Source organism: Pseudomonas sp. B8(2017) (assembly GCF_002113575.1).
GTDB lineage: Bacteria > Pseudomonadota > Gammaproteobacteria > Pseudomonadales > Pseudomonadaceae > Aquipseudomonas > Aquipseudomonas putida_Z.
On sequence record NZ_NEIO01000001.1, the window covers coordinates 577,013 to 603,520 of the forward strand.

At 62.8% G+C, this 26,508-nt stretch carries 21 protein-coding genes, 2 tRNA genes and 1 pseudogene; 17 read left to right on the forward strand and 7 right to left on the reverse strand.

The window, feature by feature from the left end; all coding sequences use genetic code 11:
- Window positions 1-48 precede the first annotated feature (48 nt).
- The 7 genes and pseudogenes from hflK to CAG22_RS02675 all read left to right on the forward strand — a co-directional run bounded on the left by hflK (window position 49) and on the right by CAG22_RS02675 (window position 7,842).
- Window positions 49-1,230 (forward strand): FtsH protease activity modulator HflK, encoded by a 1,182-nt coding sequence (hflK, locus tag CAG22_RS02640; RefSeq protein ID WP_025340824.1) that lies wholly within the window; start codon window positions 49-51, stop codon window positions 1,228-1,230.
- Entirely contained in the window at window positions 1,230-2,099 is an 870-nt protein-coding gene (hflC, locus tag CAG22_RS02645; RefSeq protein WP_013974432.1) for a protease modulator HflC, read from the forward strand. The genes hflK and hflC overlap by 1 nt, the downstream gene beginning before the upstream one ends.
- A 301-nt stretch (window positions 2,100-2,400) precedes the next feature.
- Entirely contained in the window at window positions 2,401-3,588 is a 1,188-nt protein-coding gene (locus CAG22_RS02650; RefSeq protein WP_013974431.1) for an ATP phosphoribosyltransferase regulatory subunit, read from the forward strand.
- A 56-nt stretch (window positions 3,589-3,644) separates the two neighbouring features.
- Window positions 3,645-4,937 (forward strand): adenylosuccinate synthase, encoded by a 1,293-nt coding sequence (locus tag CAG22_RS02655; RefSeq protein ID WP_085587924.1) that lies wholly within the window; start codon window positions 3,645-3,647, stop codon window positions 4,935-4,937.
- Between the two features lie 1,184 nt (window positions 4,938-6,121).
- Window positions 6,122-6,262: pseudogene (locus CAG22_RS28925) on the forward strand (hypothetical protein); the annotation flags it as partial.
- 201 nt (window positions 6,263-6,463) lie between these two features.
- On the forward strand, window positions 6,464-7,168 hold the full coding sequence (locus CAG22_RS28930; protein WP_371053067.1) for a methyl-accepting chemotaxis protein: 705 nt from the start codon (window positions 6,464-6,466) through the stop codon (window positions 7,166-7,168).
- Window positions 7,169-7,374: 206 nt separating this feature from the next.
- Window positions 7,375-7,842 carry a DUF2867 domain-containing protein gene (locus tag CAG22_RS02675; RefSeq protein WP_085691363.1) on the forward strand — a complete coding sequence of 156 codons (468 nt, stop codon included), beginning with the start codon at window positions 7,375-7,377 and terminating at the stop codon, window positions 7,840-7,842.
- A 102-nt stretch (window positions 7,843-7,944) separates the two neighbouring features.
- Here the strand turns inward: CAG22_RS02675 and CAG22_RS02680 are convergent, their stop codons facing one another.
- From CAG22_RS02680 to CAG22_RS02695, 4 genes are all read right to left on the reverse strand, one after another.
- Window positions 7,945-9,510 (reverse strand): iron ABC transporter permease, encoded by a 1,566-nt coding sequence (locus CAG22_RS02680; protein ID WP_013974423.1) that lies wholly within the window; start codon window positions 9,508-9,510, stop codon window positions 7,945-7,947.
- Window positions 9,510-10,523, reverse strand: a complete 1,014-nt coding sequence (locus tag CAG22_RS02685; protein WP_013974422.1) for an extracellular solute-binding protein — start codon at window positions 10,521-10,523, stop codon at window positions 9,510-9,512. The genes CAG22_RS02680 and CAG22_RS02685 overlap by 1 nt, the downstream gene beginning before the upstream one ends.
- A 314-nt stretch (window positions 10,524-10,837) precedes the next feature.
- Window positions 10,838-10,924: transfer RNA gene (locus CAG22_RS02690), tRNA-Leu, on the reverse strand.
- Between the two features lie 88 nt (window positions 10,925-11,012).
- A tRNA-Leu gene (locus CAG22_RS02695) sits at window positions 11,013-11,099 on the reverse strand.
- Between the two features lie 271 nt (window positions 11,100-11,370).
- Here CAG22_RS02695 and rnr point away from each other — a divergent pair.
- The 8 genes from rnr to CAG22_RS02735 all read left to right on the forward strand — a co-directional run bounded on the left by rnr (window position 11,371) and on the right by CAG22_RS02735 (window position 21,058).
- On the forward strand, window positions 11,371-13,947 hold the full coding sequence (gene rnr / locus CAG22_RS02700) for a ribonuclease R (RefSeq protein WP_025340822.1): 2,577 nt from the start codon (window positions 11,371-11,373) through the stop codon (window positions 13,945-13,947).
- A complete protein-coding gene (gene rlmB / locus CAG22_RS02705) occupies window positions 13,944-14,690 on the forward strand; it encodes a 23S rRNA (guanosine(2251)-2'-O)-methyltransferase RlmB (RefSeq protein WP_003259007.1) in 747 nt (248 codons plus the stop codon). Before rnr ends, rlmB begins: the two co-directional genes overlap by 4 nt.
- Window positions 14,691-14,995: 305 nt before the next feature.
- Window positions 14,996-15,421 carry a 30S ribosomal protein S6 gene (rpsF, locus tag CAG22_RS02710; RefSeq protein WP_013974420.1) on the forward strand — a complete coding sequence of 142 codons (426 nt, stop codon included), beginning with the start codon at window positions 14,996-14,998 and terminating at the stop codon, window positions 15,419-15,421.
- A gap of 28 nt (window positions 15,422-15,449) precedes the next feature.
- Complete coding sequence (gene rpsR, locus CAG22_RS02715) at window positions 15,450-15,680, forward strand: 30S ribosomal protein S18 (protein WP_003249563.1); 231 nt, start codon at window positions 15,450-15,452, stop codon at window positions 15,678-15,680.
- A gap of 33 nt (window positions 15,681-15,713) precedes the next feature.
- Window positions 15,714-16,577 (forward strand): hypothetical protein, encoded by an 864-nt coding sequence (locus CAG22_RS02720; protein WP_003259010.1) that lies wholly within the window; start codon window positions 15,714-15,716, stop codon window positions 16,575-16,577.
- 20 nt (window positions 16,578-16,597) lie between these two features.
- Window positions 16,598-17,044 (forward strand): 50S ribosomal protein L9, encoded by a 447-nt coding sequence (gene rplI / locus CAG22_RS02725; RefSeq protein ID WP_003249568.1) that lies wholly within the window; start codon window positions 16,598-16,600, stop codon window positions 17,042-17,044.
- A 113-nt stretch (window positions 17,045-17,157) separates the two neighbouring features.
- Complete coding sequence (gene dnaB / locus CAG22_RS02730) at window positions 17,158-18,555, forward strand: replicative DNA helicase (RefSeq protein WP_015271992.1); 1,398 nt, start codon at window positions 17,158-17,160, stop codon at window positions 18,553-18,555.
- A 202-nt stretch (window positions 18,556-18,757) separates the two neighbouring features.
- Window positions 18,758-21,058, forward strand: coding sequence for a YgiQ family radical SAM protein (locus CAG22_RS02735; RefSeq protein WP_025340820.1), 2,301 nt, complete (start codon window positions 18,758-18,760; stop codon window positions 21,056-21,058).
- A gap of 135 nt (window positions 21,059-21,193) precedes the next feature.
- On the opposite strand, the gene CAG22_RS02740 is transcribed toward CAG22_RS02735, so the two are convergent.
- Entirely contained in the window at window positions 21,194-21,781 is a 588-nt protein-coding gene (locus CAG22_RS02740) for a TIGR00730 family Rossman fold protein (RefSeq protein WP_085704289.1), read from the reverse strand.
- Between the two features lie 349 nt (window positions 21,782-22,130).
- Here CAG22_RS02740 and azu point away from each other — a divergent pair, with 349 nt between their 5' ends.
- Window positions 22,131-22,580 (forward strand): azurin, encoded by a 450-nt coding sequence (gene azu, locus CAG22_RS02745; protein ID WP_015271990.1) that lies wholly within the window; start codon window positions 22,131-22,133, stop codon window positions 22,578-22,580.
- A gap of 141 nt (window positions 22,581-22,721) precedes the next feature.
- Here azu and nadE read toward each other — a convergent pair whose 3' ends face one another.
- Both nadE and pncB read right to left on the reverse strand, forming a co-directional pair.
- Window positions 22,722-23,549, reverse strand: coding sequence for an ammonia-dependent NAD(+) synthetase (gene nadE, locus CAG22_RS02750; protein WP_013974414.1), 828 nt, complete (start codon window positions 23,547-23,549; stop codon window positions 22,722-22,724).
- Window positions 23,550-23,552: 3 nt separating this feature from the next.
- Window positions 23,553-24,758, reverse strand: coding sequence for a nicotinate phosphoribosyltransferase (pncB, locus tag CAG22_RS02755; protein WP_025340817.1), 1,206 nt, complete (start codon window positions 24,756-24,758; stop codon window positions 23,553-23,555).
- Between the two features lie 525 nt (window positions 24,759-25,283).
- On the opposite strand from pncB, the gene CAG22_RS02760 reads away from it, so the two are divergent.
- A complete protein-coding gene (locus tag CAG22_RS02760; protein WP_075046518.1) occupies window positions 25,284-26,420 on the forward strand; it encodes a branched-chain amino acid ABC transporter substrate-binding protein in 1,137 nt (378 codons plus the stop codon).
- The last annotated feature ends 88 nt before the right edge of the window (window positions 26,421-26,508 follow it).

Sequence of the window (26,508 nt, forward strand, 5' to 3'; positions counted from 1 at the left end):
GGACGGCGCGCCGTGGGCGCGTCTTTGCTTTATCAGATGGAGAGCGCTATGGCTTGGAACGAGCCGGGTGGCAACTCGAACAATCAGGATCCCTGGGGCGGTCGCCGGAATGGCGGTGGCGGCGGTGGTGACAAGAAAGGTCCACCGGACCTGGACGAGGCCTTCCGCAAATTGCAGGACAGCCTGAACGGCATGTTCGGCAGTGGCAAGAAACGTGGCGGCGGTGACCGCAATGTCGGCAAGGGCGGTGGCCTGGGCCTGCTGGGCATCGGCCTGGCTGTGCTGGCTGCTATCTGGCTGTACAGCGCCGTGTACGTGGTCGACGAGCAGGAGCAGGCCGTGGTGCTGCGCTTCGGCAAGTACTATGAGACGGTCGGTCCCGGCCTGAACATCTACTTCCCGCCGATCGATCGCAAGTACATGGAGAACGTCACGCGCGAGCGTGCCTACACCAAGCAGGGCCAGATGCTGACCGAAGACGAGAACATCGTCGAGGTACCGCTGACCGTCCAGTACAAGATCAGCAACCTGCAGGACTTCGTGCTCAACGTCGACCAGCCTGAGGTCAGCCTGCAGCACGCGACCGACAGTGCCCTGCGCCACGTGGTGGGTTCCACCTCGATGGACCAGGTGCTGACCGAAGGCCGCGAGCAGATGGCCGTGGATATCCGCGAGCGCCTGCAGCGCTTCCTCGACACCTACCGCACCGGTATCAGCGTTACCCAGGTCAACGTGCAGAGCGCGGCAGCCCCGCGTGAAGTGCAGGAAGCCTTCGACGATGTGATCCGTGCCCGCGAAGACGAGCAGCGTGCCCGCAACCAGGCCGAGTCCTACGCCAATGGCGTGGTGCCGGAAGCCCGTGGTCAGGCCCAGCGCATCATCGAGGACGCCAACGGTTACCGCGACGAAGTCATCGCCCGCGCCAAGGGTGAGGCCGACCGCTTCACCAAGCTGGTCGCCGAATACCGCAAGGCACCTGACGTGACCCGTCAGCGTCTGTACCTGGAGACCATGCAAGAGGTCTACAGCAATTCGAGCAAGGTCATGGTGGCGACCAAGGACGGGCAGAACAACCTGCTCTACCTGCCGCTGGACAAGATGGTCGAAGGCAGCCGCAACCCGTCCGCGCCGACCGCCAGTGTGTCGCCATCGGTCAACGATGCGGCCGCGCGTGCGGCGCAGGACCTGCAACAGCAACAGCAGCCGCTGCGCACTAGGGAGAGCCGCTGATGAGCAACAGATCGCTGATCGCCCTGATCGCCGCCGTGGTCCTGGCCATCGTGGCCTGGAACAGCTTCTACATCGTGTCCCAGACCGAACGTGCGGTACTGCTGCGCTTCGGTAAGGTGGTCCAGGCGGATGTCCAGCCGGGCATGCACGTGAAGATTCCGTACGTGAACCAGGTGCGCAAGTTCGACGCCCGCCTGATGACCCTCGACGCCCCGACCCAGCGGTTCCTGACCCTGGAGAAGAAAGCGGTGATGGTCGACGCCTACGCCAAGTGGCGCGTCAAGGACGCCGAACGCTTCTACACCGCCACATCCGGCATGAAGCAGATCGCCGACGAGCGTCTGTCGCGTCGTCTGGAAAGCGGCCTGCGTGACCAGTTCGGTAAACGTACCCTGCACGAAGTGGTTTCCGGTGAACGTGACGCGCTGATGGCTGACATCACTGCTTCGCTGAACCGCATGGCCGCCAAGGAGCTGGGTATCGAGGTGGTCGACGTGCGCGTCAAGGCCATCGACCTGCCGAAGGAAGTCAACCGCAGCGTGTTCGACCGCATGAGCACCGAGCGTGAGCGTGAAGCCCGCGAGCACCGCGCCAAGGGTAACGAGCTGGCTGAAGGTATCCGTGCCGATGCCGACCGTCAGCGCCGCGTATTGCTGGCTGAGGCCTATCGCGAAGCAGAGGAAACCCGCGGTGACGGCGACGCCCAGGCGGCCGCCATCTACGCCAAGGCCTACACCCAGGACGCTGATTTCTATGCGTTCTACCGTAGCCTGCAGGCGTACCGCGAGAGCTTCTCGAGCAAGAGCGACGTGCTGGTCCTGGACCCGAAGAACGAGTTCTTCCGCTTCCTGGACAAGAGCAGGCCGTGATGCTCAGGCCCTGATTTTCATGCAGCGGCGCCCCGCCTGGCAGCTAAAACACCAGGCGGGGTGCATCCTGAATGAAAAGGGGTGTATGATGAGGCAGCCGGGAAATTTCCCGGCTTTTTTGCGTCTGCAAGGTTGATTGGCAAACCGCCAGTTGACGGTTTGGTCAGGTCGCAAGGCAATTCGAGGGTGTCGGGTACGGTGGCTGCGCTGGGATCAGTGCTGCCCGCTGCTGTGCGCGATACCGGCTTTACTGACGGCTAGCCTGCTGGCAAGCCGCCCGGACCAGAGGGGAAATGGCGTAATGGCAACGGTAGACCGCTGGCTGCTGCCAGATGGCATCGAGGAAGTACTGCCACCTGAGGCTGCGCGTATCGAGATCGCGCGCCGCCAGGTGTTGGACCTGTTCCAGAGTTGGGGCTACGAACTGGTCGTCACCCCGCATATCGAGTACCTGGAGTCGCTGCTCACCGGCGCCGGCCAGGACCTGGATCAGCGCACCTTCAAGGTAGTGGACCCGCAGTCCGGCCGCCTGATGGGCTTCCGCGCCGACTTCACCCCGCAGGTGGCACGTATCGACGCCCACACCCTGCGCCGTGAAGGCCCGAGCCGCCTGTGCTATGCCGGCAGCGTGCTGCACGCCCAGCCGCGTGCCCTGTCCACCTCGCGCAGCCCGATCCAGCTGGGTGCCGAGCTGTACGGCGACGCCAGCCCCACCAGCGATGTCGAAGTCATCAGCCTGATGCTCGCCACGCTGCAACTGACCGATGTGCCGGATGTGCACATGGACCTCGGCCACGTCGGTATCTACCGCGGCCTGGCCCGTGCTGCCGGCCTGTCCGGCGCGGTCGAGCAGCAGCTGTTCGACGCCCTGCAGCGCAAGGCCGTGGATGAAGTTCAGGTGCTGACCGCCGACCTGCCGAAGGACCTGGGCAACATGCTGCGCGCGCTGGTCGAGCTGTGCGGTGGCCGCGAAGTGCTGGCCGAAGCCCGCGTGCGCCTGGGCCGTGCCCCGGCCAGCGTGCTGGCGGCGCTGGACGACCTGCTGGCGATCGCCGATCGCCTGGCGTCGCGCTTCCCGGACCTGCCGCTGTACTTCGACCTCGGCGAGCTGCGCGGTTACCACTACCACACTGGCGTGGTGTTCGCCGTGTTCGTGCCGGGCGAAGGTCAATCGATCGCCCAGGGCGGGCGCTATGACGACATCGGCGCCGATTTCGGCCGGGCCCGCCCGGCCACCGGTTTCTCCACGGATTTGAAGACCCTGGTCACACTGGGGCGAGCGGAGGTCGTATTGCCAACTGGCGGCATCTGGATGCCGGACAGTGGCGACGCGGCCCTCTGGCAGCAAGTCTGCCAGTTGCGCAACGAGGGCCAGCGTGTGGTCCAGGCCCTGCCTGGCCAGCCGTTGAGTGCTGCTCTCGAGGCGGATTGTGATCGGCAATTGATTCAGCAAGACGGGCGCTGGCAGGTTCTGCCGCTGGCCCAGTGAGTTTCTGCGCCGGCAGTAGGCCGGCAACCAAGTTTGCGTGAATGAGGACCAATGTAATGGGTAAGAATGTCGTCGTCCTGGGCACCCAGTGGGGTGATGAGGGCAAAGGCAAGATCGTCGATCTGCTGACCGAACATGCTGCCGCCGTAGTGCGCTACCAGGGTGGCCACAACGCGGGTCACACCCTGGTGATCAACGGTGAAAAGACCGTTCTGCACCTGATTCCGTCCGGTATCCTGCGTGAAGGCGTACAGTGCCTGATCGGCAACGGCGTGGTCGTTGCCCCGGATGCCCTGATGCGTGAAATCACCAAGCTGGAAGAGAAGGGCGTGCCGGTGCGCGAGCGCCTGCGCATCAGCCCGGCTGCGCCGCTGATCCTGTCGTACCACGTTGCCCTGGACCAGGCCCGCGAAAAAGCCCGTGGCGAAGCCAAGATCGGCACCACCGGCCGTGGTATCGGCCCAGCCTACGAAGACAAGGTCGCACGCCGCGGCCTGCGCGTGGGCGACCTGTTCCACCGCGAGCGTTTCGCCGCCAAGCTGGGTGAGCTGCTGGATTACCACAACTTCCAGCTGGTGAACTACTACAAAGAGCCGGCCATCGACTTCCAGCAGACCCTGGACGAATGCATGGCCTACGCCGAACAGCTCAAGCCGATGATGCTCGACGTCACCGCCGAGCTGCACAACCTGCGTCGCGCCGGCAAGGACATCATGTTCGAAGGTGCCCAGGGCTCGTTGCTGGACATCGACCACGGTACCTACCCGTACGTCACCAGCTCCAACACCACCGCTGGCGGTATCTCCACCGGTTCTGGCGTTGGCCCGATGTACCTGGACTACATCCTGGGTATCACCAAGGCCTACACCACTCGCGTAGGTTCCGGTCCGTTCCCGACCGAACTGTTCGACGAGACTGGCGCTACCCTGGCCAAGCGTGGCCATGAGTTCGGCTCCACCACCGGCCGTGCGCGCCGTTGCGGCTGGTTCGATGCCGTGATCCTGCGCCGCGCCATCGACGTCAACAGCATCTCGGGCATCTGCCTGACCAAGCTGGACGTACTGGATGGCCTGGAAACCATCAACATCTGCGTTGGCTACAAGAACGAGAACGGTGCCGTCATCGACGCGCCTTCCGATGCCGACAGCTACATCGGCCTGGAGCCGGTGTACGAAGAGATGCCAGGCTGGAGCGAGTCGACCCTGGGCGTGAAAACCCTGGAAGATCTGCCAGCCAACGCTCGCGCCTACATCAAGCGCATCGAAGAGCTGATCGGCGCGCCGATCGACATCATCTCCACCGGCCCGGATCGCAACGAGACCATCGTTCTGCGTCATCCGTTCGCCTGATCTGCCTTCCAGGCTGATCTGACGCCGTGGCCCTGAACGGGGCTGCGGCGTTTTCATTTGTGGGGTATGCCTGTCCCGGCCCTATCGCCGGCAAGCCAGCTCCCACAGGTACACCACAGGCCTCAAGACATGTGGAGTACCTGTGGGAGCGGGCAAGCCCGCGAAGAGGCCAGTACAGGAAAACCCATTGCTGAACCTTGGCACTTATCCCTGCTGCCCCCGGCACAACCCTTGCTGTAAGAAGTTTCTGAAGATGCCATCAAAATAGTGGCGCCAGAAAACACGAGGGTTACACCGTGTCTGCCATCCTCTCACTGTTACGAAGCCGCCTTTTGCGGCCTGTGTTTGTTGCCCTTGGTATCGCTCTTTTGGTGCAGGTGCTGGTCGCCGTTGCGCTTACCCGAAGCACGGTCACCGCCTTGGAAGCCGACCTGGGCGAACGCCTGGGCAATGACAGCCGCCAGCTCGCCAGTGAGCTGGAGCAAGCCGGGCAAGACGTGCGCTCAGGCCTCGACAGCCTCTCCAGCAGCACCCGCCAGCGCTTGAGCGCAGGTTTGTCGGCGCGCCTGCAAAGCGAGCAGCAGCAGCTGCGCAGCACGTTGGAAAAGAACCTCAAGGACTCCGCCAACGATATGGCCGAGCTGCTGGCGTCGGTCGCACCGCGGGCGATATGGGACAACGACGTGCCGGTGCTCTCCGACTTCGCCCGGCGTGCCCAGCGCAACCCTAACGTGCTGTTCGTGGTCTACGACGACGCCCAGGGCCAGCACCTGACTCGCTACCTGAACCGGCAAAACCCGATCAACCAGGCATTGATGGACAAAGGCCAGGGCGAGCGTGCGCTGGACAAGGTGATCGACGCGGCCCGGCGCGACCCGGCGGTGTACTTCGTCGAGGCCTCGATCAACCCCAATGGTGCAGAAATCGGCAAGGTGGTGATGGGCGTTTCCACCGCCGGCATCGACCAGGAGCTCAAGGCCCTCGACCAGCGCTTCGCCGCACTGATCGCCAGCGGCGAGCAACTGGTCGGCGACAGCCTGGTCGGTGCTGCAGCCGACAGTGGCAAGACCTTGCGCGAGCGCCTGGAAAAGGCGCAGGGCAGCGCAGCCGCGATGCAGGTCAATACCGCACAGACCGTGCGTGATGCTGCCGCCGAACTGCGCTGGCGCATCGGCATGGGCCTGATGCTGGTCGGCCTGGGTGTGCTGGTGGTGGTGGCTGTGGTGCTTGGCCGCCGGGTGCTGAGCAAGCTGCGCCTGCTGATTGCTGCCCTCGATGACCTGGCGGCTGGTGAAGGCGACCTGACCAAGCGTGTGCCCCTCGACAGCCGCGACGAAATTGGCGACATGGCTTCGGCGGTGAACCGCTTTGTCGACAAGCTGCAACCCATCGTGCGCGAGGCGGGCGAGGTGGCGCAGCGCACCGGCGTTGAGATTGGCGCGATGGCCCAGCGCAATGCCGGCGCCGATGCTGCCGCTGCGCTGCAACGCGATGAAGTGGCGGCCAGCCTGCGCGACCTGTCGAGCATGGCCGACGAGGCCCAGGCTGAAAGCCACGCGATGCAGGCCGCCCTGCAGCAGGTGGTGGATATCCGCCAGGCAACTGACGAAAACAGCCGCACATCGACCCAGCTAGCCGGTTTGATCGAAAACCTGGCCGGGCAGGTGGAGGCCGGCTCCCAGGTGATCGAGCGCCTGGCCAAGCAGAGCGAGCAGATCGAAGTGGTGCTGACGGTTATCCACGGCATCGCCGAACAGACCAACCTGCTGGCCTTGAACGCGGCCATCGAAGCCGCCCGTGCTGGCGAAACCGGGCGCGGGTTTGCCGTGGTGGCCGATGAGGTGCGGGCGTTGGCGAGCAAGACGCAAAGTTCCACGGGCGATATCCAGGCGCATATCGCCGCGCTGCAGAAGGGGGCCAAGGAGGCCGTGGCCACCATCAGCCAGGCCGGGCTCAAGGCCAGCGAAGGGCTGCTGGTGCTGCGTGACAACGAGCGCCGCCAGCAGTCGGTGCAGGCAGCGGTGGAGCAGGTGCACGCGGCCATCGGCCTGGCCACCCGGGCGGCCGAGCAGCAGGCGAGCGGGGCGCAGGCAGTGCGTGGACGGGTGGAAACCATACACGCCCAGGCCGAACGCTCGGCCGAGGTGGTGATGCAGACCACCGCCAGCAGCAAGGTGCTGGATGACCTGGCGGCACAGCTGCGTGCCAGCCTGGGACAATTCAGGGCATAGAAATTCGCAAGTGAATCGCAATCCCTGTGGGAGCGGGTTCACCCGCGAAGAAGACGGCGCGGTGTATGGCACCGGCTCCGCCGGTGTTCGCGGGTTAACCCGCTCCCACAGGGCAAGTGCAAGCTTCTGCACTTGTGCAAGGCCATCGAGTTTTGGCGGTGCAGTGTTGCTATGATGGCAACGACACATGGCAAACGGAGTTGTTCATGTCAGCTCAACTGGTCGCCGCCCCGGCCGCCCTGGATTTCCTCCATTGCGACAGCGTGCATGTCAGCGCGCCAATGACCGCTCTCCAGGCCTACTGCGCCATGACTTCGGACGTCCCAGGCTGGCTGGCCAAAGCCTTTCGCCTGCGCGATTTCATCTCGCGCCGCTTCAATGTCACTGCTATCCACGGTTTCTCATCGCGCAGCCCCGAACGTTTGCCGGCAGTGGGTGAGCATCTGGACTTTTTCCTGGTCGAGGCAATCAGCGACCAGCAATTGGTCCTGACCTCGCGTGACACGCACCTGGCGGTGATGGTGAGCATGGATCTGGATGAGCAGAGGGATGGCCAGCAGCGTTTGAGCGTGACCACCTCGGTACAGTGTTTCAACCGCTTCGGCCGCCTCTACATGCTGCCTGTCGGCAAGGCGCATGGGCCAATCGTCCGCCGGATGCTGCGTAACATCTGATGGCCTCATCGCCGGCAAGCCAGCTCCCACAGGTACTGCACAGGCCTAAGGGCGGCGCGGTACCTGTGGGAGCTGGCTTGCCGGCGATGAAGGCGACGCGGATCAAGCCTTGTTCAGATACATCCGCGTAGTCAGCAGATACACCGGCAACCCCGACACTACGATCAACAACGCCGCATAAGGCGCTGCCGCCGCGAACTCGACGTTGGCCGTGTGCGCCCACACCTCGGTGGCCAGGGTGGTCATGCCGGTCGGGCTGAGCAGCAAGGTAGCTGTCAGTTCCTTCATGGCATCCAGGAACACCAGGGCAAAGGCTGCCGCCATGGCCGGGAAGATGATCGGCAGGGTCACCCGGCAGAACGCGGCAAAGCTGCTCGCGCCCAAGGTCCGTGCCGCTTCCTCCAGGGTAGGTGAAGCCTTGTTCAGTGCGGTGCGCACCGGCGACTGCGCCAGCGGCAGGAACAGCAGCGCATAGGCCAGCAGCAACAGTGCCGTGGTCTGGTACAGCGCCGGCACGTAATGCAGGGCGAAGAACACCAGGGTCAGGGCAATCACCAGGCCGGGCAGGGCGTGCAACAGGTATGGCAGGCGCTCGGCCCAAATTGCCAGGCGGCCCTTGTAGCGCACCACCAGGAAGCTGATTGGCAGGGCTAGCAACACGCAGAAACCGGCCCCCCCCAGCGACACCGACAACGAGGTGAACAGCGCCTTGGAAATGGCTGCCACAGGGAATGCCGCCGATGAACCCACGCTCAACCAGTAGCCGAGCATGGCCAGCGGAATACCGCTGCCCAACACCGCCAGGCCCACGCAGAACAGTTGCGCCAGCACTGCCCAGCCACGCAGCCGCACCGGTTGTGCTCGCCGCGCCACACCCTGGCCGATGCGCACATGACGGGCTTTGCCGCGTACCCGCAGTTCAAGCCACAGCATCACCAGGCACATCGCCAACAGTACGGCGGACAGCATGGCCGCGTTGGCATTGCTGAACTCCAGTTCGAACTGCTGGTAAATCGCCGTGGTGAAGGTTTGCAAGCCGAGGATCGACAAGGCACCGAACTCTACCAGCATGTGCAGGGCGATCAGCAGCGCGCCGCCCAGCATCGATGGCCATAGCAGCGGCAGGGTGACCTTGATGAATACGCCCCAGCGGCTGCAGCCCAGCGTACGTGCCGATTCCTCCAGCGAGGTATCGAGATTGCGCAGGGTCGCGGCCACCGGCAGGAACACCAGTGGGTACTTGGACAGGGCCATGACCATGATCGCCCCGCCCAGCCCTTCGAAGTCCGAGCTCAGCGACACCCAGGTGAAGCTGCTGACGAACGACGGTACGGCGAACGGCAGGCACAGCACCACGCCCCACAGCCGACGGCCGGCCAGGTTGCTGCGCTCAAGCAGCCAGGCCAGGGCCAGGCCGACCACCATGCAGGTCAGCGTCACCCCGACCATCAGCATCAGGGTGTTGCGCATCAGCCCCCAGACAAACGGCCGCCACAGCAGGTGCAAGGCTTCGCGCCAGCCGGCCTCCCAGGCTTTCATGGCAACGTACAGCAAAGGCAGCAAGCTCATCGCCACCAGGAACAGCACAGGCAGCACCACCCAGACAGAGGGGCGCTTGCGGCGCGGTACGAAGCGTACCGGCACCGGCTCGGACAGGGCGGCAGTCATCAGAGCAGGCCGACCTCGCGCTCAAGCTCGATCGCTTCCTCGGCATTGCCCAGGTCGGCTGGTGAGATCTTCGGTGGGCGCAGGTCTTCGAACGGCTTCAGGCCACGGTCGGAGACCATGCCTTTGTGCAGCGGGTACTCGGCGGTAGTCTGGGTGATCACGCGCTGGCCTTCTTCGCTGGCCATCCAGTTGAGCAGGGCCTGGGCTTCTTTCGGGTGTTTGCTGGCCTTGACCACGGCTGCACCGGAAATGGTGACCAGGTTGCCGGCATCGCCATCGGCCAGGTAGTAGAGCTTGGTGTCCAGCTTGCCGCGCTCGCGCTCCAGCGCATACCAGTAGTAGTTGTTCACCAGTACCGCAGCCACTTCGCCTTTTTCCACGGCTTTGAGGGCGACCATGTTGTTGGTGTAGGTCTTGCCGAATGCCTTCAGGCCGGTCAGCCATTCTTCGGTGGCTTCTCGCCCGTGCATCTTCAGGATGGCCACAGCCTGTTCCTGGAAGGCGCCGCTGGTGGGCACATAGCCGACACGGCCTTCCCACTCAGGGTTGGCAAAGTCCATCACTGTGGTCGGCAGGTCTTTCTCGTCGACCTTCTTCGGGTTGAACACGACGATGCGCGTACGGGCGGTGATGCCCATCCAGGTGCCGTTGGCACCAACGTACTCCTTGGGCATCATGTTCGCGGTGGCGTCGTCGATCTTCGCCAGCAGGCCCAGTTCGCCCAAGTTGTTCAGGGGAGGGGACTCTTCGGTATAGATGATGTCGGCCGGCGAGCGTTCGCCTTCCTCGATGATCTGGCTGGCCAGCTGGTTGCTGCTGCCCTTGCGGATATCGATGTGGATGCCGGTCTTGGCCTCGTAGGCCTTGGCGATGGCCTCGCCGATTTCCTTGTGCTGACCGTTGTACATGGTCAGGGTGACCGGTGCGTCTGCCATGGCGGCCGGGGCGCCGATGGCCAGGCTCAGCACGGCGGCGGCCAAGGTACGCATCAGCGGTTGCGGGCGGATCGTCATGCGGGTACTTCCTCGCTTACGGCTACATATTTGGAAACAATGGTAAACGAAATCGTTTCTCAAGTGGCCGGGTGACGAGAAATTCATGGTCAGACCATGGTGCAAGAGGCTGAAGGTGTGTTGGCTGTGCTGGCCTCTTCGCGGGTAAACCCGATCCCACAGGGGCATCACAGGTCTTGAGGGGGGTGAAATACCTGTGGGAGCGGCTTTAGCCGCGAAGAGGCTGGCACAGGTTTGCACCTATGACCGAAAGAGGGGGGATACAAAAATCGCAGGCAAGAAAAAACCCACTAGCAAGCTAGTGGGTTTTTGTATGGTGCCCAGGAGAAGACTCGAACTTCCACGACCGTTAAGTCACTGATACCTGAAACCAGCGCGTCTACCAATTCCGCCACCTGGGCAAAGCTTTACATCATCTGGAGAAGGCGACTATCGTTCGCTTTCACACAGTAGTAACAGATCCTTGGTCATCTGTTACTTGAAAATATTTGGTGCCCAGGAGAAGACTCGAACTTCCACGGCCGTTAAGCCACTGATACCTGAAACCAGCGCGTCTACCAATTCCGCCACCTGGGCACACATTCGAGATTACTTGATGCTTTACAGCGCCGCTCATCTCTACTACAACTTCGGGGTTGTCCGTCGTTGTGGTGCGCACTATACGGACGGTCCGGGGGGCTGTAAACCCCCCAAGCGAAAAAAATTTCAAAAAATTCAACTTGTTGATTCCGCAGGCCTATTCCTGCTCGCCGGAGGCGCCGGTGGGGCTGTCCAAGGCTGACATTTCCGGTTTCAATACGCCTATGCCAGAATTCCTATCTATATACCCCAAGGTGAACCCCTTCTGATGGCCGATTGGCAATCCCTCGATCCCGAGGCCGCTCGCGAAGCGGAAAAATACGACAACCCCATTCCCAGCCGTGAGCTGATCCTGCAGCGCCTCGCCGACCGTGGCGAACCGGCCGCACGCGAGGAGCTGGCGGCCGAGTTCGGTCTTTACGACGAAGACCAGATCGAAGCCCTGCGCCGCCGACTGCGTGCAATGGAGCGCGATGGCCAGCTTATCTATACCCGGCGCGGCACTTATGCCCCGGTAGACAAGCTGGACCTGATCTGCGGCCGCGTCTCCGGTCACCGCGACGGCTTCGGCTTCCTTATTCCGGACGACGGCAGCGAAGATCTGTTCCTCAGCCCGTCGCAGATGCGCCTGGTGTTCGACGGTGACCGCGGCCTGGCCCGCGTATCCGGCGTCGACCGCCGTGGCCGCCGTGAAGGCGTGCTGGTCGAAATCATCTCCCGTGCCCACGAAAGCGTGGTCGGCCGTTACTTCGAAGAAGGCGGTATCGGCTACGTGACCCCGGACAACCCGAAGATCCAGCAGGAAGTGCTGGTCACCGCCGGGCGCAACGGCGGTGCCAAGATCGGCCAGTTCGTCGAGATCAAGATCACCCACTGGCCGACTCCGCGCTTCCAGCCGCAAGGCGATGTGGTCGAGGTCATCGGCAACTACATGGCGCCGGGCATGGAAATCGACGTTGCCCTGCGCAGCTACGATATCCCGCACGTCTGGCCCAAGGACGTGATCAAGGAAGCGCGCAAGTTCCGCTCCGAAGTCGAAGAGAAGGACAAGGAGAAGCGCGTCGACCTGCGCCACCTGCCGTTCGTCACCATCGACGGCGAGGACGCCCGTGACTTCGACGACGCCGTCTATTGCGAACCGCTGGGCAAGCTGCGCCTGTTCTCCGGTGGCTGGCGCCTGTATGTGGCCATTGCCGACGTGTCCAGCTACGTGCGCCTGGGCTCGGCCCTGGACGTCGAGGCCCAGCAGCGCGGCAACTCGGTGTACTTCCCCGAGCGCGTGGTACCGATGCTCCCCGAAGAGCTGTCCAACGGCCTGTGCTCGCTGAACCCGCATGTCGATCGCCTGGCCATGGTCTGCGAAATGACCATGAACAAAGCCGGCCAGATGGTCGACTACCAGTTCTACGAAGGCGTCATCCACTCCCACGCCCGCCTGACCTACAACAAGGTCAGCAGCATGCTCGAGCACTCCCGCACCCGTGAGGGCAAGGCGCTGCGCGAGGAGTACAAGGCAGTCGTGCCGGACCTGAAGAACCTGTACAACCTGTACAAGGTGCTGGTGGAGGCCCGTCACACCCGTGGCGCGATCGACTTCGAGACCCAGGAAACCCGCATCATCTTCGGTGACGAGCGCAAGATCGCGGAAATCCGCCCGACCGTGCGCAACGACGCCCACAAGCTGATCGAGGAATGCATGCTGGCGGCCAACGTGGCCACCGCCGAGTTCCTGCAGAAGCATGGCGTGCCGGCCCTGTACCGCGTGCACGACGGCCCGCCGCCAGAGCGTCTGGAAAAGCTGCGCGCCTTCCTGGGCGAACTGGGCCTGACCCTGCACAAGGGCAAGGACCCGTCGCCGAAGGATTACCAGGCACTGCTGGCGAGCATCGCCGGGCGCCCGGACTTCCACCTGATCCAGACCGTGATGCTGCGTTCGTTGAGCCAGGCGGTGTACAGCACCGACAACAACGGCCACTTCGGCCTGAACTACGAGGCGTACACCCACTTCACCTCGCCGATCCGTCGCTACCCGGACCTGCTGGTGCACCGCGCCATCCGCAGCATCATCCGTTCCAGGGTCGAAACCCCGCACGTCAAGCGTGCCGGCGCCATGAGCATCCCCAAGGCGCGCATCTACCCGTACGACGAGAACACCCTCGAGCAGCTTGGCGAGCAGTGCTCGATGACCGAGCGCCGGGCCGATGAAGCCACCCGTGACGTGGTCAACTGGCTCAAGTGCGAGTTCATGAAGGACCGCGTGGGCGAGACTTTCCCGGGTGTGATCACCGCGGTGACCGGTTTCGGCCTGTTCGTCGAGCTGACCGATATCTATGTGGAAGGCCTGGTGCACGTCAGTGCGCTGCCGGGCGACTACTACCACTTCGACCCGGTGCACCACCGCCTGTCTGGCGAGCGTACCGGGCGCAGCTTCCGCCTGGGTGACACGATCGAGGTCAAGGTCATGCGCGTCGACCTCGACGAGCGCAAGATCGACTTCGAAGTGTCGGAAAAGACCCTCGCCGCCCCGATCGGCCGCAAGCAACGTGGTGCCGCACCGGCTGCCGGCCAGGCCGAGCAGGCCCCGGTCGAGGCCAAGGCCACACCGAAGCCGCGCAGCCGCAAGAGCGAGACCGCCGAGGCGTACTTCCCGAAAGACGCTGTGCAGCGTAACGCCGAAGTACGCAAGAGCCGCGAAATGAAGAAGGCGCTGATGAGCGAGGCGCGCAGTGGCGGCCATGCCAGCAGCAAGTCGGACAAGGGTGGCAAGGCCTCCGGCAAGCCGACCAAGCACCGTAAAGGCCCGTCGAAGTCCGGCGCGCCACGCAAGAGCAAGAGCAAGTCATGAGTCAGCTGGAAAAGATCTACGGCGTGCACGCCGTGCAGGCATTGCTGCAGCACCATCCGAAGCGGGTCAAGCAGATCTGGCTGTCGGAAGGGCGCAGCGAGCCGCGCCTGCAGGCGCTGCTGGCGCTGGCCGCGGAAAATCGCGTGGCGGTCGGCCAGGCCGAGCGCCGTGAGATGGATGCCTGGGTAGAGGGCGTGCATCAGGGTGTGGTCGCCGAGGTGAGCCCGAGCCAGGTCTGGGGCGAGTTGATGCTCGAGGAATTGCTCGAACGCACCGAAACACCCCCGCTGATCCTGGTGCTGGATGGCGTGACCGACCCGCACAACCTTGGCGCCTGCCTGCGTACCGCCGATGCCGCCGGTGCCACGGCAGTGGTGGTGCCCAAGGACAAGTCCGCAACCCTGACGCCGGTCGTGCGCAAGGTGGCCTGTGGCGCTGCGGAGGTGATCCCGCTGGTGGCCGTGACCAACCTGGCGCGCACCTTGGAAAAACTGCAGCAGCGTGGCCTGTGGGTGGTAGGTACCGCCGGCGAGGCCGAACAGGAAATCTACCAGCAGGACCTGACCGGGCCGCTGGTGATGATCATGGGCGCGGAAGGCAAGGGCATGCGCCGGCTGACCCGCGAGCATTGCGATTTCCTGGTGAAGTTGCCGATGGGCGGTAGTGTCAGCAGCCTGAACGTGTCGGTGGCGACAGGCGTGTGCCTGTTCGAGGCTGTGCGTCAGCGTCAGGCCAAGCGCTGATCTTCGGCCTGTACCGGCCCTATCGCCGGCAAGCCGGCTCCCACAGGTGCACCACAAGGTTCAGCACCTGTGGCGATCCTGTGGGAGCTGGCTTGCCGGCGATAGGGTCAGTGCAGGAATAATGTGTTTTGGCTGTTCAAATATTCACCAATCACCTTGCTTGTACGCCTCGCCTTCTCTACAATTGCGCCCCTTGCCGAGCTGGCAGGCGCACATGTGCCTCCCCTCCGTGCAAGACATACAGTGTCATTCACTCCTTGTCTGACCAGATTCGCTGGCAGACTACTAACCCGTAAGGAGCATTCATGCGTCATTACGAAATCATCTTCCTGGTTCACCCGGACCAGAGCGAGCAAGTCGGCGGCATGGTTGAGCGTTACACCAAGCTGATCGAAGAAGATGGTGGCAAGATCCACCGCCTGGAAGACTGGGGCCGTCGTCAACTGGCCTACGCAATCAACAATGTTCACAAGGCTCACTACGTGATGCTGAACGTTGAGTGCACCGGCAAGGCCCTGGCCGAGCTGGAAGACAACTTCCGCTACAACGATGCCGTTATCCGTAACCTGGTCATCCGTCGCGACGAAGCCGTTACCGGCCAGTCCGAGATGCTGAAGGCTGAAGAAAACCGCAGCGAGCGCCGTGAGCGTCGTGAGCGTCCTGAGCATGCTGAATCCGCCGACGGCGACGACAGCAATGACAGCGACTCCAGCGATAACGCTGACGAGTAATCCACGGACCTTTAGAGGAGCCTATTAAATGGCACGTTTCTTCCGTCGTCGTAAATTCTGCCGCTTCACTGCTGAAGACGTGAAAGAGATCGACTTCAAAGATCTCAACACCCTGAAAGCTTACGTATCCGAAACCGGCAAGATCGTTCCAAGCCGTATCACCGGTACCAAAGCTCGTTATCAGCGTCAGCTGGCTACCGCTATCAAGCGCGCCCGCTTCCTGGCCCTGCTGCCCTACACCGACAGCCACGGCCGCTGAGACCGGGTCGTCGACAAGCAGTAAGGGATTAGCATGCGAGCGTTAGCAAGTTTCATCATGCGCGGTCGTGTGCAGGCCACCCTGGTGGTGGTCATCAGCGCGGTACTGCCGCTGCTGTTCTGGTTGAGTGCCGCTGCCGGCAGCCTTGTGCTGCTGCGGCGTGGGTTCAAGGATGCTACAACGGTCATCGCCGGCGGCCTGCTGGCCGGGCTGGCCGTGTGGGTCATGGGCGATCCCATCACCTTTCTGGTGATCGCGGGTGCCCTGGGCCTGGCTGCGCTGTTGCGCGCCGAGCATCCCTGGAGCCGGGTGTTGCTGGTCAGTGCCGTGTTCGCCGTGGCTTTCAGCCTCGTGCTCGATCTGGCGCTGGCGCAAACCTTCGATGTGCTGGCCAAGGCGTTTGCCGAAGCCATGCCGAAAATCGAGGGGCAACCGGTGCTCTCCGGTGAGCTGATCCGCCCTGTGCTGGTCGCTTCCACAGCAGTGACGGTGCAATTGTTCAGTGTGCTGGCCCTGGTGCTGGCGCGCTACTGGCAGGCAGCGTTGTACAACCCTGGAGGCTTCGGTCGCGAGTTTCGCGCCCTGAAGTTGCCGAAACAGACCATGGCGGTCTTGGTGGCAGTGATGGTGGTGGCCCCGTTCATCGGGCCGCAGTTCATCGTCCTGGCATCGGCCTCCAGCCTGGTACTGGTGCTGGCCGGCATCGCCTTGATGCACGGGCTGGTGGCGCAGGGGCGACTGGCCGGTTTCTGGCTGGTGGGCATGTACGTGACGTTGCCGCTGATCATGCAGCTGATTTATCCGTTGCTGGTGGTTTTGGCCATTGTCGACAGCCTGATTGATTTTCGCGGTCGCAAGTCCCCCAAGGGGAATGACTCCGCGAACGGTGAAGGTTAAAAGTTAAGAGGTTTTACCAAATGGAACTGATCCTGCTGGAAAAAGTCGCTAACCTGGGCAACCTGGGCGACAAAGTAAAAGTTAAGGCTGGTTACGGCCGTAACTTCCTGCTCCCATTCGGCAAGGCCACCGTTGCCAACGCCGCCAACCTGGCTGCGTTCGAAGAGCGTCGCGCCGAGCTGGAAAAAGCAGCTGCTGACAAGAAAGCTTCGGCTGAAAGCCGCGCTGCCCAACTGGCCGAGCTGGAAGTGACCATCACTGCCACCGCTGGCGACGAAGGCAAGCTGTTCGGTTCGATCGGCACCCACGACATCGCTGACGCCCTGACCGCCTCCGGCGTTGAAGTGGCCAAGGCTGAAGTTCGTCTGCCGAACGGCACCATCCGTCAGGTTGGCGAATACGACGTAGCCGTGCACCTGCACAGCGACGTTGAAGCCACCGTACGCGTGGTCGTCGTAGCTGCCTAAGCTGCGCTGACTGGCTGGCTCCTTGTGGGTCAGGCGGTTAACATCGGGCACGGTCCTGTTTTCGACAGGCCGTGCCCTTTGTCTTTTTCATCCTCCAGAATTCTTTCGTGGCCATGAACGAGATCACCACCTCCGAACAGCTAGACCTGCAAACCGCAGCCCTGAAGGTACCGCCGCATTCCATCGAGGCCGAACAGGCCGTGCTCGGTGGCCTGATGCTGGACAACAATGCCTGGGAGCGGGTGCTGGACCAGGTATCGGATGGCGACTTCTACCGGCATGACCACCGCCTGATCTTCCGTGCCGTGCACAAGTTGGCCGACGCCAACCAGCCATTCGACGTGGTGACCCTGCACGAGCAGTTGGACAAGGAAGGCCTTTCTTCGCAAGTCGGTGGGTTGGCGTACCTGGCCGAGCTGGCCAAGAACACCCCGTCGGTAGCCAACATCAAGGCCTACGCCGCGATCATTCGCGAGCGCGCCACCCTGCGCCAGCTGATCAGCATCAGTACCGATATCGCCGACAACGCGTTCAACCCGCAAGGGCGCAACGCCGAAGAGATTCTCGACGACGCCGAGCGGCAGATCTTCCAGATCGCCGAGGCCCGCCCGAAAACCGGCGGCCCGGTGGGGGTCAACGAACTGTTGACCATGGCCATCGACCGTATCGACACGCTGTTCAACTCCGACAGTGACATCACCGGCGTGTCCACCGGCTTTACTGACCTCGACGAGAAGACCAGCGGCCTGCAGCCAGCCGACCTGATCATCGTCGCCGGCCGACCGTCGATGGGTAAGACCACCTTCGCCATGAACCTGGTGGAAAACGCCGTACTGCGTACCGACAAGGCGGTGCTGGTGTTCTCCCTCGAGATGCCAGGTGAATCGCTGATCATGCGTATGCTCTCGTCCCTGGGCCGTATCGACCAGACCAAGGTGCGTTCCGGCCAGCTGGACGACGACGACTGGCCGCGCCTGACCTCGGCGGTGAACCTGCTCAACGACCGCAAGCTGTTCATCGACGATACCGCCGGCATCAGCCCCTCGGAAATGCGCGCCCGTACCCGCCGCCTGGCCCGCGAGCATGGCGAAATCGCCATGATCATGGTCGACTACCTGCAGCTGATGCAGATCCCGGGTTCGGCCGGCGACAACCGGACCAACGAAATTTCCGAGATCTCCCGCTCGCTCAAGGCCCTGGCCAAGGAGTTCAACTGCCCGGTCATCGCCCTGTCGCAGCTGAACCGCTCCCTGGAACAGCGCCCGAACAAACGCCCAGTGAACTCCGACTTGCGTGAATCCGGTGCGATCGAGCAGGACGCCGACGTGATCATGTTCGTTTACCGCGACGAGGTGTACCACCCCGAGACCGAGCACAAGGGCGTGGCGGAAATCATCATCGGTAAACAGCGTAACGGCCCCATCGGCTTCGTGCGCCTGGCGTTCATCGGCAAGTACACCCGCTTCGAGAACCTTGCGCCGGGCATGTACAACTTCGACGACGACGAATAAGCCACCGGCCTCATCGCCGGCAAGCCAGCTCCCACAGGGGCTCCACCGACCTTAAGGCAGTGATCTCCTGTGGGAGTTGGCTTGCCGGCGATGAGGCCGGTACAGGCAACCCATGAATCCGACAACCATCGTCGGATTTGGTCAAAATTTGTGCTATCCTCCGCGCCCGCGATTTCCCTGCACACCAGAACCGGTCACTGACATGCAAGCAGCCAAACCACTCTACGACTATCCCAAGTACTGGGCCGAATGCTTCGGGCCAGCACCTTTCCTGCCGATGAGCAGGGAGGAGATGGATCTGCTCGGCTGGGATTCCTGCGACATCATCATCGTGACCGGTGATGCTTACGTCGACCACCCGTCGTTCGGCATGGCCATCATCGGCCGCCTGCTGGAGGCCCAGGGCTTCCGCGTGGGCATCATCGCCCAGCCGAACTGGCAGTCGAAAGACGACTTCATGAAGCTCGGCGAGCCGAACCTGTTCTTCGGCGTGGCCGCGGGCAACATGGACTCGATGATCAACCGCTACACCGCGGACAAGAAGATCCGTTCCGACGACGCCTACACCCCTGGTGGCCTGGCCGGCAGCCGACCGGACCGCGCCAGCCTGGTGTACAGCCAGCGCTGCAAGGAAGCCTACAAGCATGTGCCGATCGTGCTTGGCGGCATCGAGGCCTCGCTGCGCCGCATCGCCCACTACGACTACTGGCAGGACAAGGTCCGCCACTCGATCCTGATCGACGCCAGCGCCGACATCCTGCTGTTCGGCAACGCCGAGCGCGCGGTGGTCGAGGTGGCCCAGCGCCTGTCCAACGGCGAGAAGATCGAGACCATCACCGATGTGCGCGGCACTGCTTTCGTGCGTCGTGATACACCTCAGGGCTGGTACGAGATCGATTCGACCCGTATCGACCGCCCGGGCCGCGTCGACAAGATCATCAACCCATACGTGAATACCCAGGACACCCAGGCCTGTGCCATCGAGCAGGCCAAGGGCGACCAGGAGGACCCGAACGAAGCCAAGGTCGTGCAGATTCTCGACAGCCCGAGCATGACCCGGGAAAAGTCGGTGATCCGCCTGCCGTCGTTCGAGAAGGTGCGTAACGACCCGGTACTCTATGCCCATGCCAACCGGGTGCTGCACCTGGAGACCAACCCGGGCAACGCCCGCGCCCTGGTGCAGAAGCATGGCGAAGTGGATGTGTGGTTCAACCCGCCACCCATCCCCATGAGCACCGAGGAAATGGACTACGTGTTCGGCATGCCCTATGCCCGTGTGCCGCACCCGGCCTACGGCAAGGAGCGCATCCCGGCCTACGAGATGATCCGTTTCTCGGTGAACATCATGCGTGGCTGCTTCGGTGGCTGCACCTTCTGCTCGATCACCGAGCACGAAGGCCGCATCATCCAGAACCGCTCGCACGAGTCGATCCTGCACGAAATCGAAGAGATGCGTGACAAGGTGCCGGGCTTCACCGGCGTGGTCTCCGACCTTGGCGGCCCGACTGCCAACATGTACCGCATCGCCTGCAAGAGCCATGACATCGAGAAGCACTGCCGCAAGCCGTCGTGCGTGTTCCCGGGCATCTGCGAAAACCTCAACACCGACCACAGCTCGCTGATCGAGCTGTACCGCAAGGCTCGTGCCTTGCCGGGTGTGAAGAAGATCCTGATTGCCTCTGGCCTGCGTTATGACCTGGCGGTGGAGTCGCCGGAGTACGTCAAGGAACTGGTCACCCACCATGTCGGCGGTTACCTGAAGATTGCCCCGGAGCACACCGAGCGTGGCCCGCTGGACAAGATGATGAAGCCGGGCATCGGCACCTATGACCGCTTCAAGCGCATGTTCGAGAAGTTCTCGAAAGAGGCGGGCAAGGAGCAGTACCTGATCCCGTACTTCATCGCCGCGCACCCGGGCACCACCGACGAAGACATGATGAACCTCGCCCTGTGGCTGAAGGGCAACGGCTTCCGTGCCGACCAGGTGCAGGCGTTCTACCCGTCGCCGATGGCCTCGGCCACGGCCATGTACCACTCGGGCAAGAACCCGCTGCGCAAGGTGACCTACAAGAGCGAAGGTGTGGATATCGTCAAGAGCGAGGAGCAGCGCCGCCTGCACAAGGCGTTCTTGCGTTACCACGACCCGAAGGGCTGGCCGATGCTGCGTGAGGCGTTGCAGCGCATGGGCCGCGCCGACCTGATCGGGCCGGGCAAGCACCAACTGATCCCGCTGCACCAGCCGCAGACCGATACCTACCAGAGTGCACGCCGCAAGAACTCGACCCCTGCGGGTAGCCACAAGGTGGGCAAGGAGCAGAAGGTTCTTACCCAGCACACCGGCCTGCCGCCGCGTGGCAGTGATGGCAGCAAGCCGTGGGACAAGCGTGAAAAGGCCAAGGCCGAAGCGTTTGCGCGTAACCAGCAGGCGGCCAAGGAGCGCAAGGAAGCGGCCAAGGGTGGCAAGGGCAACAAGAAGCCGCGTCAACCAGTGATCCCGCGCTGATTTCGGGGGCCGCTTTGCGGCCCAATCGCCGGCAAGCCAGCTCCCACAGGAATTGCACAAAGCCCAAGGCTTGCGCTGTACTTGTGGGAGCTGGCTTGCCGGCGATTGGGCTGCAAAGCAGCCCCTGTTACAGGTTTAGTAAGGCTTCTTGTCGACCCACTTCGGCGCCACCGGCGCAACAAAGCTGTCCATCCCGTCCAGCAGCTCATCAGGCTGCTGCCCCAGCAGCAACATCGCCCGATGCTGCGGCCGCACGAAGCCTTCTTCGACGATATGGTCGAGGAACCCGCCCAGCTTCTCGTAGAAGCCGTTCACATCCAGCAGCCCCAGCGGCTTGGCGTGATAGCCCAATTGGCCCCAGGTCCATACCTCGAACAACTCCTCCAGCGTACCCAGCCCACCGGGCAGGGCGATGAAGGCATCGCTCAGCTCGGCCATGCGTGCCTTGCGCGCGTGCATGCCGTCGACCACTTCCAGGCGGCTGAGGCCCTTGTGGCCGATTTCGGCATTCATTAGGCTCTGGGGGATGATCCCGATCACTTCGCCACCGGCCGCCATGGCCGCGTCGGCTACGGTGCCCATCAGGCCGACCGCGCCACCGCCATAGACCAGGGTCAGGCCGCGACGGGCAATCGCCTGGCCCAGCGCGATGGCCGCTTCACGGTAGGCAGGGTTGGCACCAATGCTGGCGCCGCAGAACACACAAACGGAACGTACGGGCATTGCTCATCTCCAGTCACTCAGGCTGACAGGGTAAGGCCCATGTCCTACAGTTCCAAGGCTGCTTTCACTCCGGTCGGGAGAATTCGCAGATGGCGCCGGTCGCTCCATGGGCGTAGGCCGCCAGCAGGCTGTTCATCAGGCTTCCAAGGGTCATTTCGTATTGCTCCTAAATGAGAGGTTGTCCCATCGTCCAATAAAAGGGCATGATGTGCCCTTGAATTGGTTGTATACAATCCATTGAACAATTCTACTGGCTGGCCTCTTGACAGCCCCTTGACCCATATCAGCAAGGGGCTGAACGGTTTCAGGCAGTCTCGCAATTGATAAAACCCTGCCAAGGAGATTCATGATGTTTGCGAAAGCTGTAGCGGTATCCCTGCTGACCCTCGCCAGCGCCTCTGTCTTCGCAGCCGAGTGCTCGGTGACTGTCGACTCCACCGACCAGATGTCCTACAACACCAAGGAAATCACCGTCGACAAGAGCTGCAAGGAATTCACCGTCAAACTGACCCACTCCGGCAACCTGCCGAAGAACGTCATGGGCCATAACCTGGTGATCAGCAAGACTGCCGACATGCAGGGCATTGCCACCGAAGGCATGAGCCAGGGTCTGGAAAAGGACTACATCAAAGCTGACAACGCCGCGATCATCGCCCACACCAAGATGATTGGTGCTCCTGAGAAGGAGACCGAGGTGAAGTTCGACGCTACCAAGCTGGAAGCCGGTGGCGACTACAGCTTCTTCTGCACCTTCCCGGGCCACATCTCGATGATGAAGGGCAAGGTCGTCGTCAAGTAATCAAAGGCTGACGGTGAACCCTGTGGGAGCGGGTTCATCGGGGCGCCGAACCGCCGCGAATACGTCGGTGGGTTCACCATTGCATTCGCGGCGGTTCGGCGTCCCGATGAACCCGCTCCCACAGGTCCGTCTATAGCCTTATCAAGGGGCGAACGGCAGTTCGCGCTTGTGCTGGGTCTTACGGTAGGTGGCGACGATAATGTCGAACGCTTCCTGGTCAACCGGCTGCCCATGCAGGAAGGCATCGATCTGCTGGTAGGTCACGCCATGGGAGGCTTCGTCCGGCTTGCCCGGCGCCAGGTCTTCCAGGTCCGCAGTCGGCACCTTTTCCACCAGTGACTCCGGCGCACCGAAGCTGCGCGCAATCGCCCGCACCTGGTTCTTCACCAGTCCGCTCAGCGGCGCCAGGTCGCAGGCACCATCACCGAACTTGGTAAAGAACCCCATCACCGCCTCGGCGGCGTGGTCGGTGCCGATCACCAAGCCTGCGCGGGCACCGGCGATGGTGTACTGGGCGACCATGCGGGTGCGCGCCTTGACGTTGCCGACCACGAAGTCCACCAGCGTCGGCGAGCCGTTCTTCAACTCCACCACTTCGGCCGCCAGCGCCCGTACTGCCGGGGCGATATCCACGGTGTGCACTTCGTCGGCCTTGATCACTTCCAGGCACGCCTGGGCGTCATGCTCGTCATGCTGGACCTGGTAAGGCAGGCGCACGGCGATGAAGGTGTAGGCCTTGTCGCCGGTTTCGGCGCGCAGCTCGTTGATGGCGCGTTGGGCTAGCAGGGCGGCGGTCAGCGAGTCGACGCCGCCGCTGATGCCCAGCACCAGGGTCTTGAGCCGGGCGTTGGCCAGGCAATCCTTGATGAACGCCACGCGCCGGGCCACTTCGGCCTCGAGCGCGGCGGCGTCGGCGAACGGCGGCTGTACCTTCAGCGCCTGGGCAATCTCTTGCTGAACCGCTTGCATGGGTTACTCCTTGCTGGGGACTTTGAATACATGGCGCATGTAGGCGACGAAGTTCTCGTCGCGGCATTGGGTCTTGGCGGCTTCGTCCGAGATCTTCGCCACCGGCGCGCCGTTGCAGTCGGTCATTTTAAGCACGATGCTCATCGGGGCCACGCCCGGGATATCACAGGTCAGGTTGGTGCCGATGCCAAAGCTGACGTTGATGCGACCGCGCAGGGCACGGAAGATTTCCAGCGAGCGGGTCAGGTTGAGACCGTCGGAAAACACCAGGGTCTTGGTCATCGGGTCGATACCCAGTTTCTGGTAATGGGCAATGGCCTTTTCCGCCCAGGCCACCGGTTCACCCGAGTCGTGGCGCAGGCCGTCGAACAGCTTGGCGAAGTACAGGTCGAAATCGCCGAGGAAGGCATCCATGGTGATGCAATCGGTCAGGGCGATGCCGAGCAGGCCGCGGTACTCGCGCACCCAGCAGTCCAGCGCGGCGATCTGGCTGTCGATCAGTCGCGGGCCGAGTTGCTGGTGGGCCATGATCCATTCATGGGCCATGGTGCCCAGCGGCTTGATATCCAGTTTCCATGCCAGGTCGACGTTGCTGGTGCCGACAAAGCGGCCCGGGAAATCGTCGCGCAGCACACGCACCACTTCTTCCTGCACACGGCTGGAAAAGCGCCGACGGGTGCCGAAGTCGGCCACCTGCAGTTCGGCCAGTTCATCGTCGCTGGCATGTGCGCGCAGCCAGTCGAACTTGCGGTACAGCTGGTCGCGGGCCTCGGCCAGGCGCATGCGCGGGTGCAGGTGGCGGTTGCGCACTTCGCTGATGATCGCCAGCAGCGGCACTTCGAACAGGATCACATGCAGCCACGGGCCTTTCAGGCGCAGAAACAGCTGGTCGTTTTCTATCCCCAGGCGTACGTAGCGCAGGTTGAAGCGGAACAGGCGCAGAAAGCGCAGGAAGTCAGGCTTGAGGAAGCTGATACGTTCGAGGAAGGCCAGCTGGCCGTCATCCAGGGTGAGGTCGCTGAGCAGTTCGAGCTGGTTGCGGATCTCGCCGAGGTAGGGGCGCAGGTCCTCGCCGTTGCGGCAGCGGAATTCCCACTCGACGTCGGCGTCCGGGTAGTTGTGCAGCACGCCCTGCATCATGGTGAGTTTGTAGAAGTCGGTGTCGAGCAGGTTGTGCACGATGCGCTCGGCGAATGCGCTCTCGCTCATCAATGGGGCTCCGGAAGCGGCGAATGGCGGACATTGTGCCAGCCTTTTCGGCCTTGTTGTGCCTGTTGCGGCCCTATCGCCGGCAAGCCAGCTCCCACAAGTAACCCACACGGCCGAAATTTGCAGTGTTCCTGTGGGAGCTGGCTTGCCGGCGATAGGGCCGGAACTGCCAAAACAGAGGTGTTTTTTCGTGCACCAGCTAGCCTTGAAACGGTGCCGCCTGTAGCAGTCGCGCACCAGCTGTGTGCAGTTCGGTGACGTCCGCTGTTACAGGGCGGTTGCACGTAAACACTTGCCAGGGTTGCAATGATGGCACTCGATGGTTGCTCCTTGTCTGTACGTGTGGTGGCGCCTGCCGCGTGGCAGACGGTTGCACGCTCAATAAAGAAAAGGCCGTCGGTCGCCTGCCGGCAACCTGCACAGTGTGTTTTCCCGGAAGACAAAACCTATGGCACGGCCCTTGCTCGGAGCACAGGGCTGAGAAGTTGTAGTGCCAACCAAAAAAAACTCTAGGAGCACCACCTCATGTCGCAGACGTTTTACAAGAAAGGTTTCCTGGCTCTGGCCGTAGCTACGGCACTGGGTGTTTCTTCGTATGTTCAGGCCGACGTCAAGATCGGTGTAGCGGGCCCGATGACCGGGGCTAACGCAGCGTTTGGCGAGCAGTACATGAAAGGTGCGCAGGCAGCGGCCGACAAGATCAACGCCGCCGGTGGCGTGAACGGCGAGAAAATCGTGCTGGTCAAGGGCGATGACGCCTGCGAGCCGAAGCAGGCCGTGGCCGTGGCCAACCGCCTGGTCGACCAGGACAAGGTGATCGGCGTGGTCGGCCACTTCTGTTCCTCCAACACCATCCCGGCCTCCGAGGTGTATGACGAGGCTGGCGTCATCGCCATCACCCCGGGCTCCACCAACCCACAAGTCACCGAGCGCGGCCTGGGCGCCATGTTCCGCATGTGCGGCCGTGACGACCAGCAGGGCATCGTCGCCGGCGATTACATCGTCGACGTGCTCAAGGGCAAGAAAGTCGCGGTGCTGCACGACAAGGACACCTACGGCCAGGGCCTGGCCGACGCGACCAAGGCACAGCTGGAGAAACGCGGCGTCAAGCCGGTGCTGTACGAAGGCCTGACCCGCGGCGAGAAGGACTTCAGCGCCGTCGTCACCAAGATCCGTTCCACCGGTGCCGACGTGGTCTACTTCGGCGGCCTGCACCCGGAAGCCGGCCCGCTGGTACGCCAGCTGCGCGAGCAGGGCCTGAAGGACGTCAAGTTCATGTCCGATGACGGCATCGTCACCGACGAACTGGTGTCCACCGCCGGCGGCGCGCAGTACGTCGATGGTGTGTACATGACCTTCGGCGCCGACCCGCGCCTGCTGCCGGACAGCAAGGCGGTGGTGGAGGAGTTCCGCAAGGCCGGTACCGAACCTGAAGGCTACACCCTGTACGCCTACGCCTCGCTGCAGGCCTTGGCTGCCGCGTTCAACGGCGCCAAGTCGAACAAGGGCGAAGCGGCTGCCGAGTGGCTCAAGGCCAACCCGGTGCAGACCGTCATGGGCGAGAAAAAGTGGGACAAGAAGGGTGACCTGACCGTGTCCGACTATGTGGTCTACCAGTGGGATGCCCAAGGCAAGTACCACCAGCTGGAAAAACAAAAATAACAACGGCCCACGGCCCGGGCGCGTCAGCCCCCGGGCCAAAGCCCCGCGGTACCTGTCTTTATCCGTAGATCTGCACAGTACTGCGCTG

Excerpts from the sequence above, each read along its gene's own strand:
- rplI (WP_003249568.1), top strand. The coding sequence starts at position 16,598 with ATGGAACTGATCCTGCTGGAAAAAGTCGCTAACCTGGGCAACCTGGGC.
- rlmB (WP_003259007.1), top strand. The coding sequence starts at position 13,944 with ATGAGTCAGCTGGAAAAGATCTACGGCGTGCACGCCGTGCAGGCATTG.
- dnaB (WP_015271992.1), top strand. The coding sequence starts at position 17,158 with ATGAACGAGATCACCACCTCCGAACAGCTAGACCTGCAAACCGCAGCC.
- CAG22_RS02720 (WP_003259010.1), top strand. The coding sequence starts at position 15,714 with ATGCGAGCGTTAGCAAGTTTCATCATGCGCGGTCGTGTGCAGGCCACC.
- CAG22_RS02675 (WP_085691363.1), top strand. The coding sequence starts at position 7,375 with ATGTCAGCTCAACTGGTCGCCGCCCCGGCCGCCCTGGATTTCCTCCAT.
- CAG22_RS02740 (WP_085704289.1), bottom strand. The coding sequence starts at position 21,781 with ATGCCCGTACGTTCCGTTTGTGTGTTCTGCGGCGCCAGCATTGGTGCC.
- nadE (WP_013974414.1), bottom strand. The coding sequence starts at position 23,549 with ATGCAAGCGGTTCAGCAAGAGATTGCCCAGGCGCTGAAGGTACAGCCG.
- CAG22_RS02680 (WP_013974423.1), bottom strand. The coding sequence starts at position 9,510 with ATGACTGCCGCCCTGTCCGAGCCGGTGCCGGTACGCTTCGTACCGCGC.
- rpsR (WP_003249563.1), top strand. The coding sequence starts at position 15,450 with ATGGCACGTTTCTTCCGTCGTCGTAAATTCTGCCGCTTCACTGCTGAA.
- CAG22_RS02650 (WP_013974431.1), top strand. The coding sequence starts at position 2,401 with ATGGCAACGGTAGACCGCTGGCTGCTGCCAGATGGCATCGAGGAAGTA.
- CAG22_RS02760 (WP_075046518.1), top strand. The coding sequence starts at position 25,284 with ATGTCGCAGACGTTTTACAAGAAAGGTTTCCTGGCTCTGGCCGTAGCT.
- CAG22_RS02685 (WP_013974422.1), bottom strand. The coding sequence starts at position 10,523 with ATGACGATCCGCCCGCAACCGCTGATGCGTACCTTGGCCGCCGCCGTG.
- hflK (WP_025340824.1), top strand. The coding sequence starts at position 49 with ATGGCTTGGAACGAGCCGGGTGGCAACTCGAACAATCAGGATCCCTGG.
- hflC (WP_013974432.1), top strand. The coding sequence starts at position 1,230 with ATGAGCAACAGATCGCTGATCGCCCTGATCGCCGCCGTGGTCCTGGCC.
- pncB (WP_025340817.1), bottom strand. The coding sequence starts at position 24,758 with ATGAGCGAGAGCGCATTCGCCGAGCGCATCGTGCACAACCTGCTCGAC.
- CAG22_RS02735 (WP_025340820.1), top strand. The coding sequence starts at position 18,758 with ATGCAAGCAGCCAAACCACTCTACGACTATCCCAAGTACTGGGCCGAA.
- CAG22_RS28930 (WP_371053067.1), top strand. The coding sequence starts at position 6,464 with ATGGCCGACGAGGCCCAGGCTGAAAGCCACGCGATGCAGGCCGCCCTG.
- rnr (WP_025340822.1), top strand. The coding sequence starts at position 11,371 with ATGGCCGATTGGCAATCCCTCGATCCCGAGGCCGCTCGCGAAGCGGAA.
- rpsF (WP_013974420.1), top strand. The coding sequence starts at position 14,996 with ATGCGTCATTACGAAATCATCTTCCTGGTTCACCCGGACCAGAGCGAG.
- CAG22_RS02655 (WP_085587924.1), top strand. The coding sequence starts at position 3,645 with ATGGGTAAGAATGTCGTCGTCCTGGGCACCCAGTGGGGTGATGAGGGC.
- azu (WP_015271990.1), top strand. The coding sequence starts at position 22,131 with ATGTTTGCGAAAGCTGTAGCGGTATCCCTGCTGACCCTCGCCAGCGCC.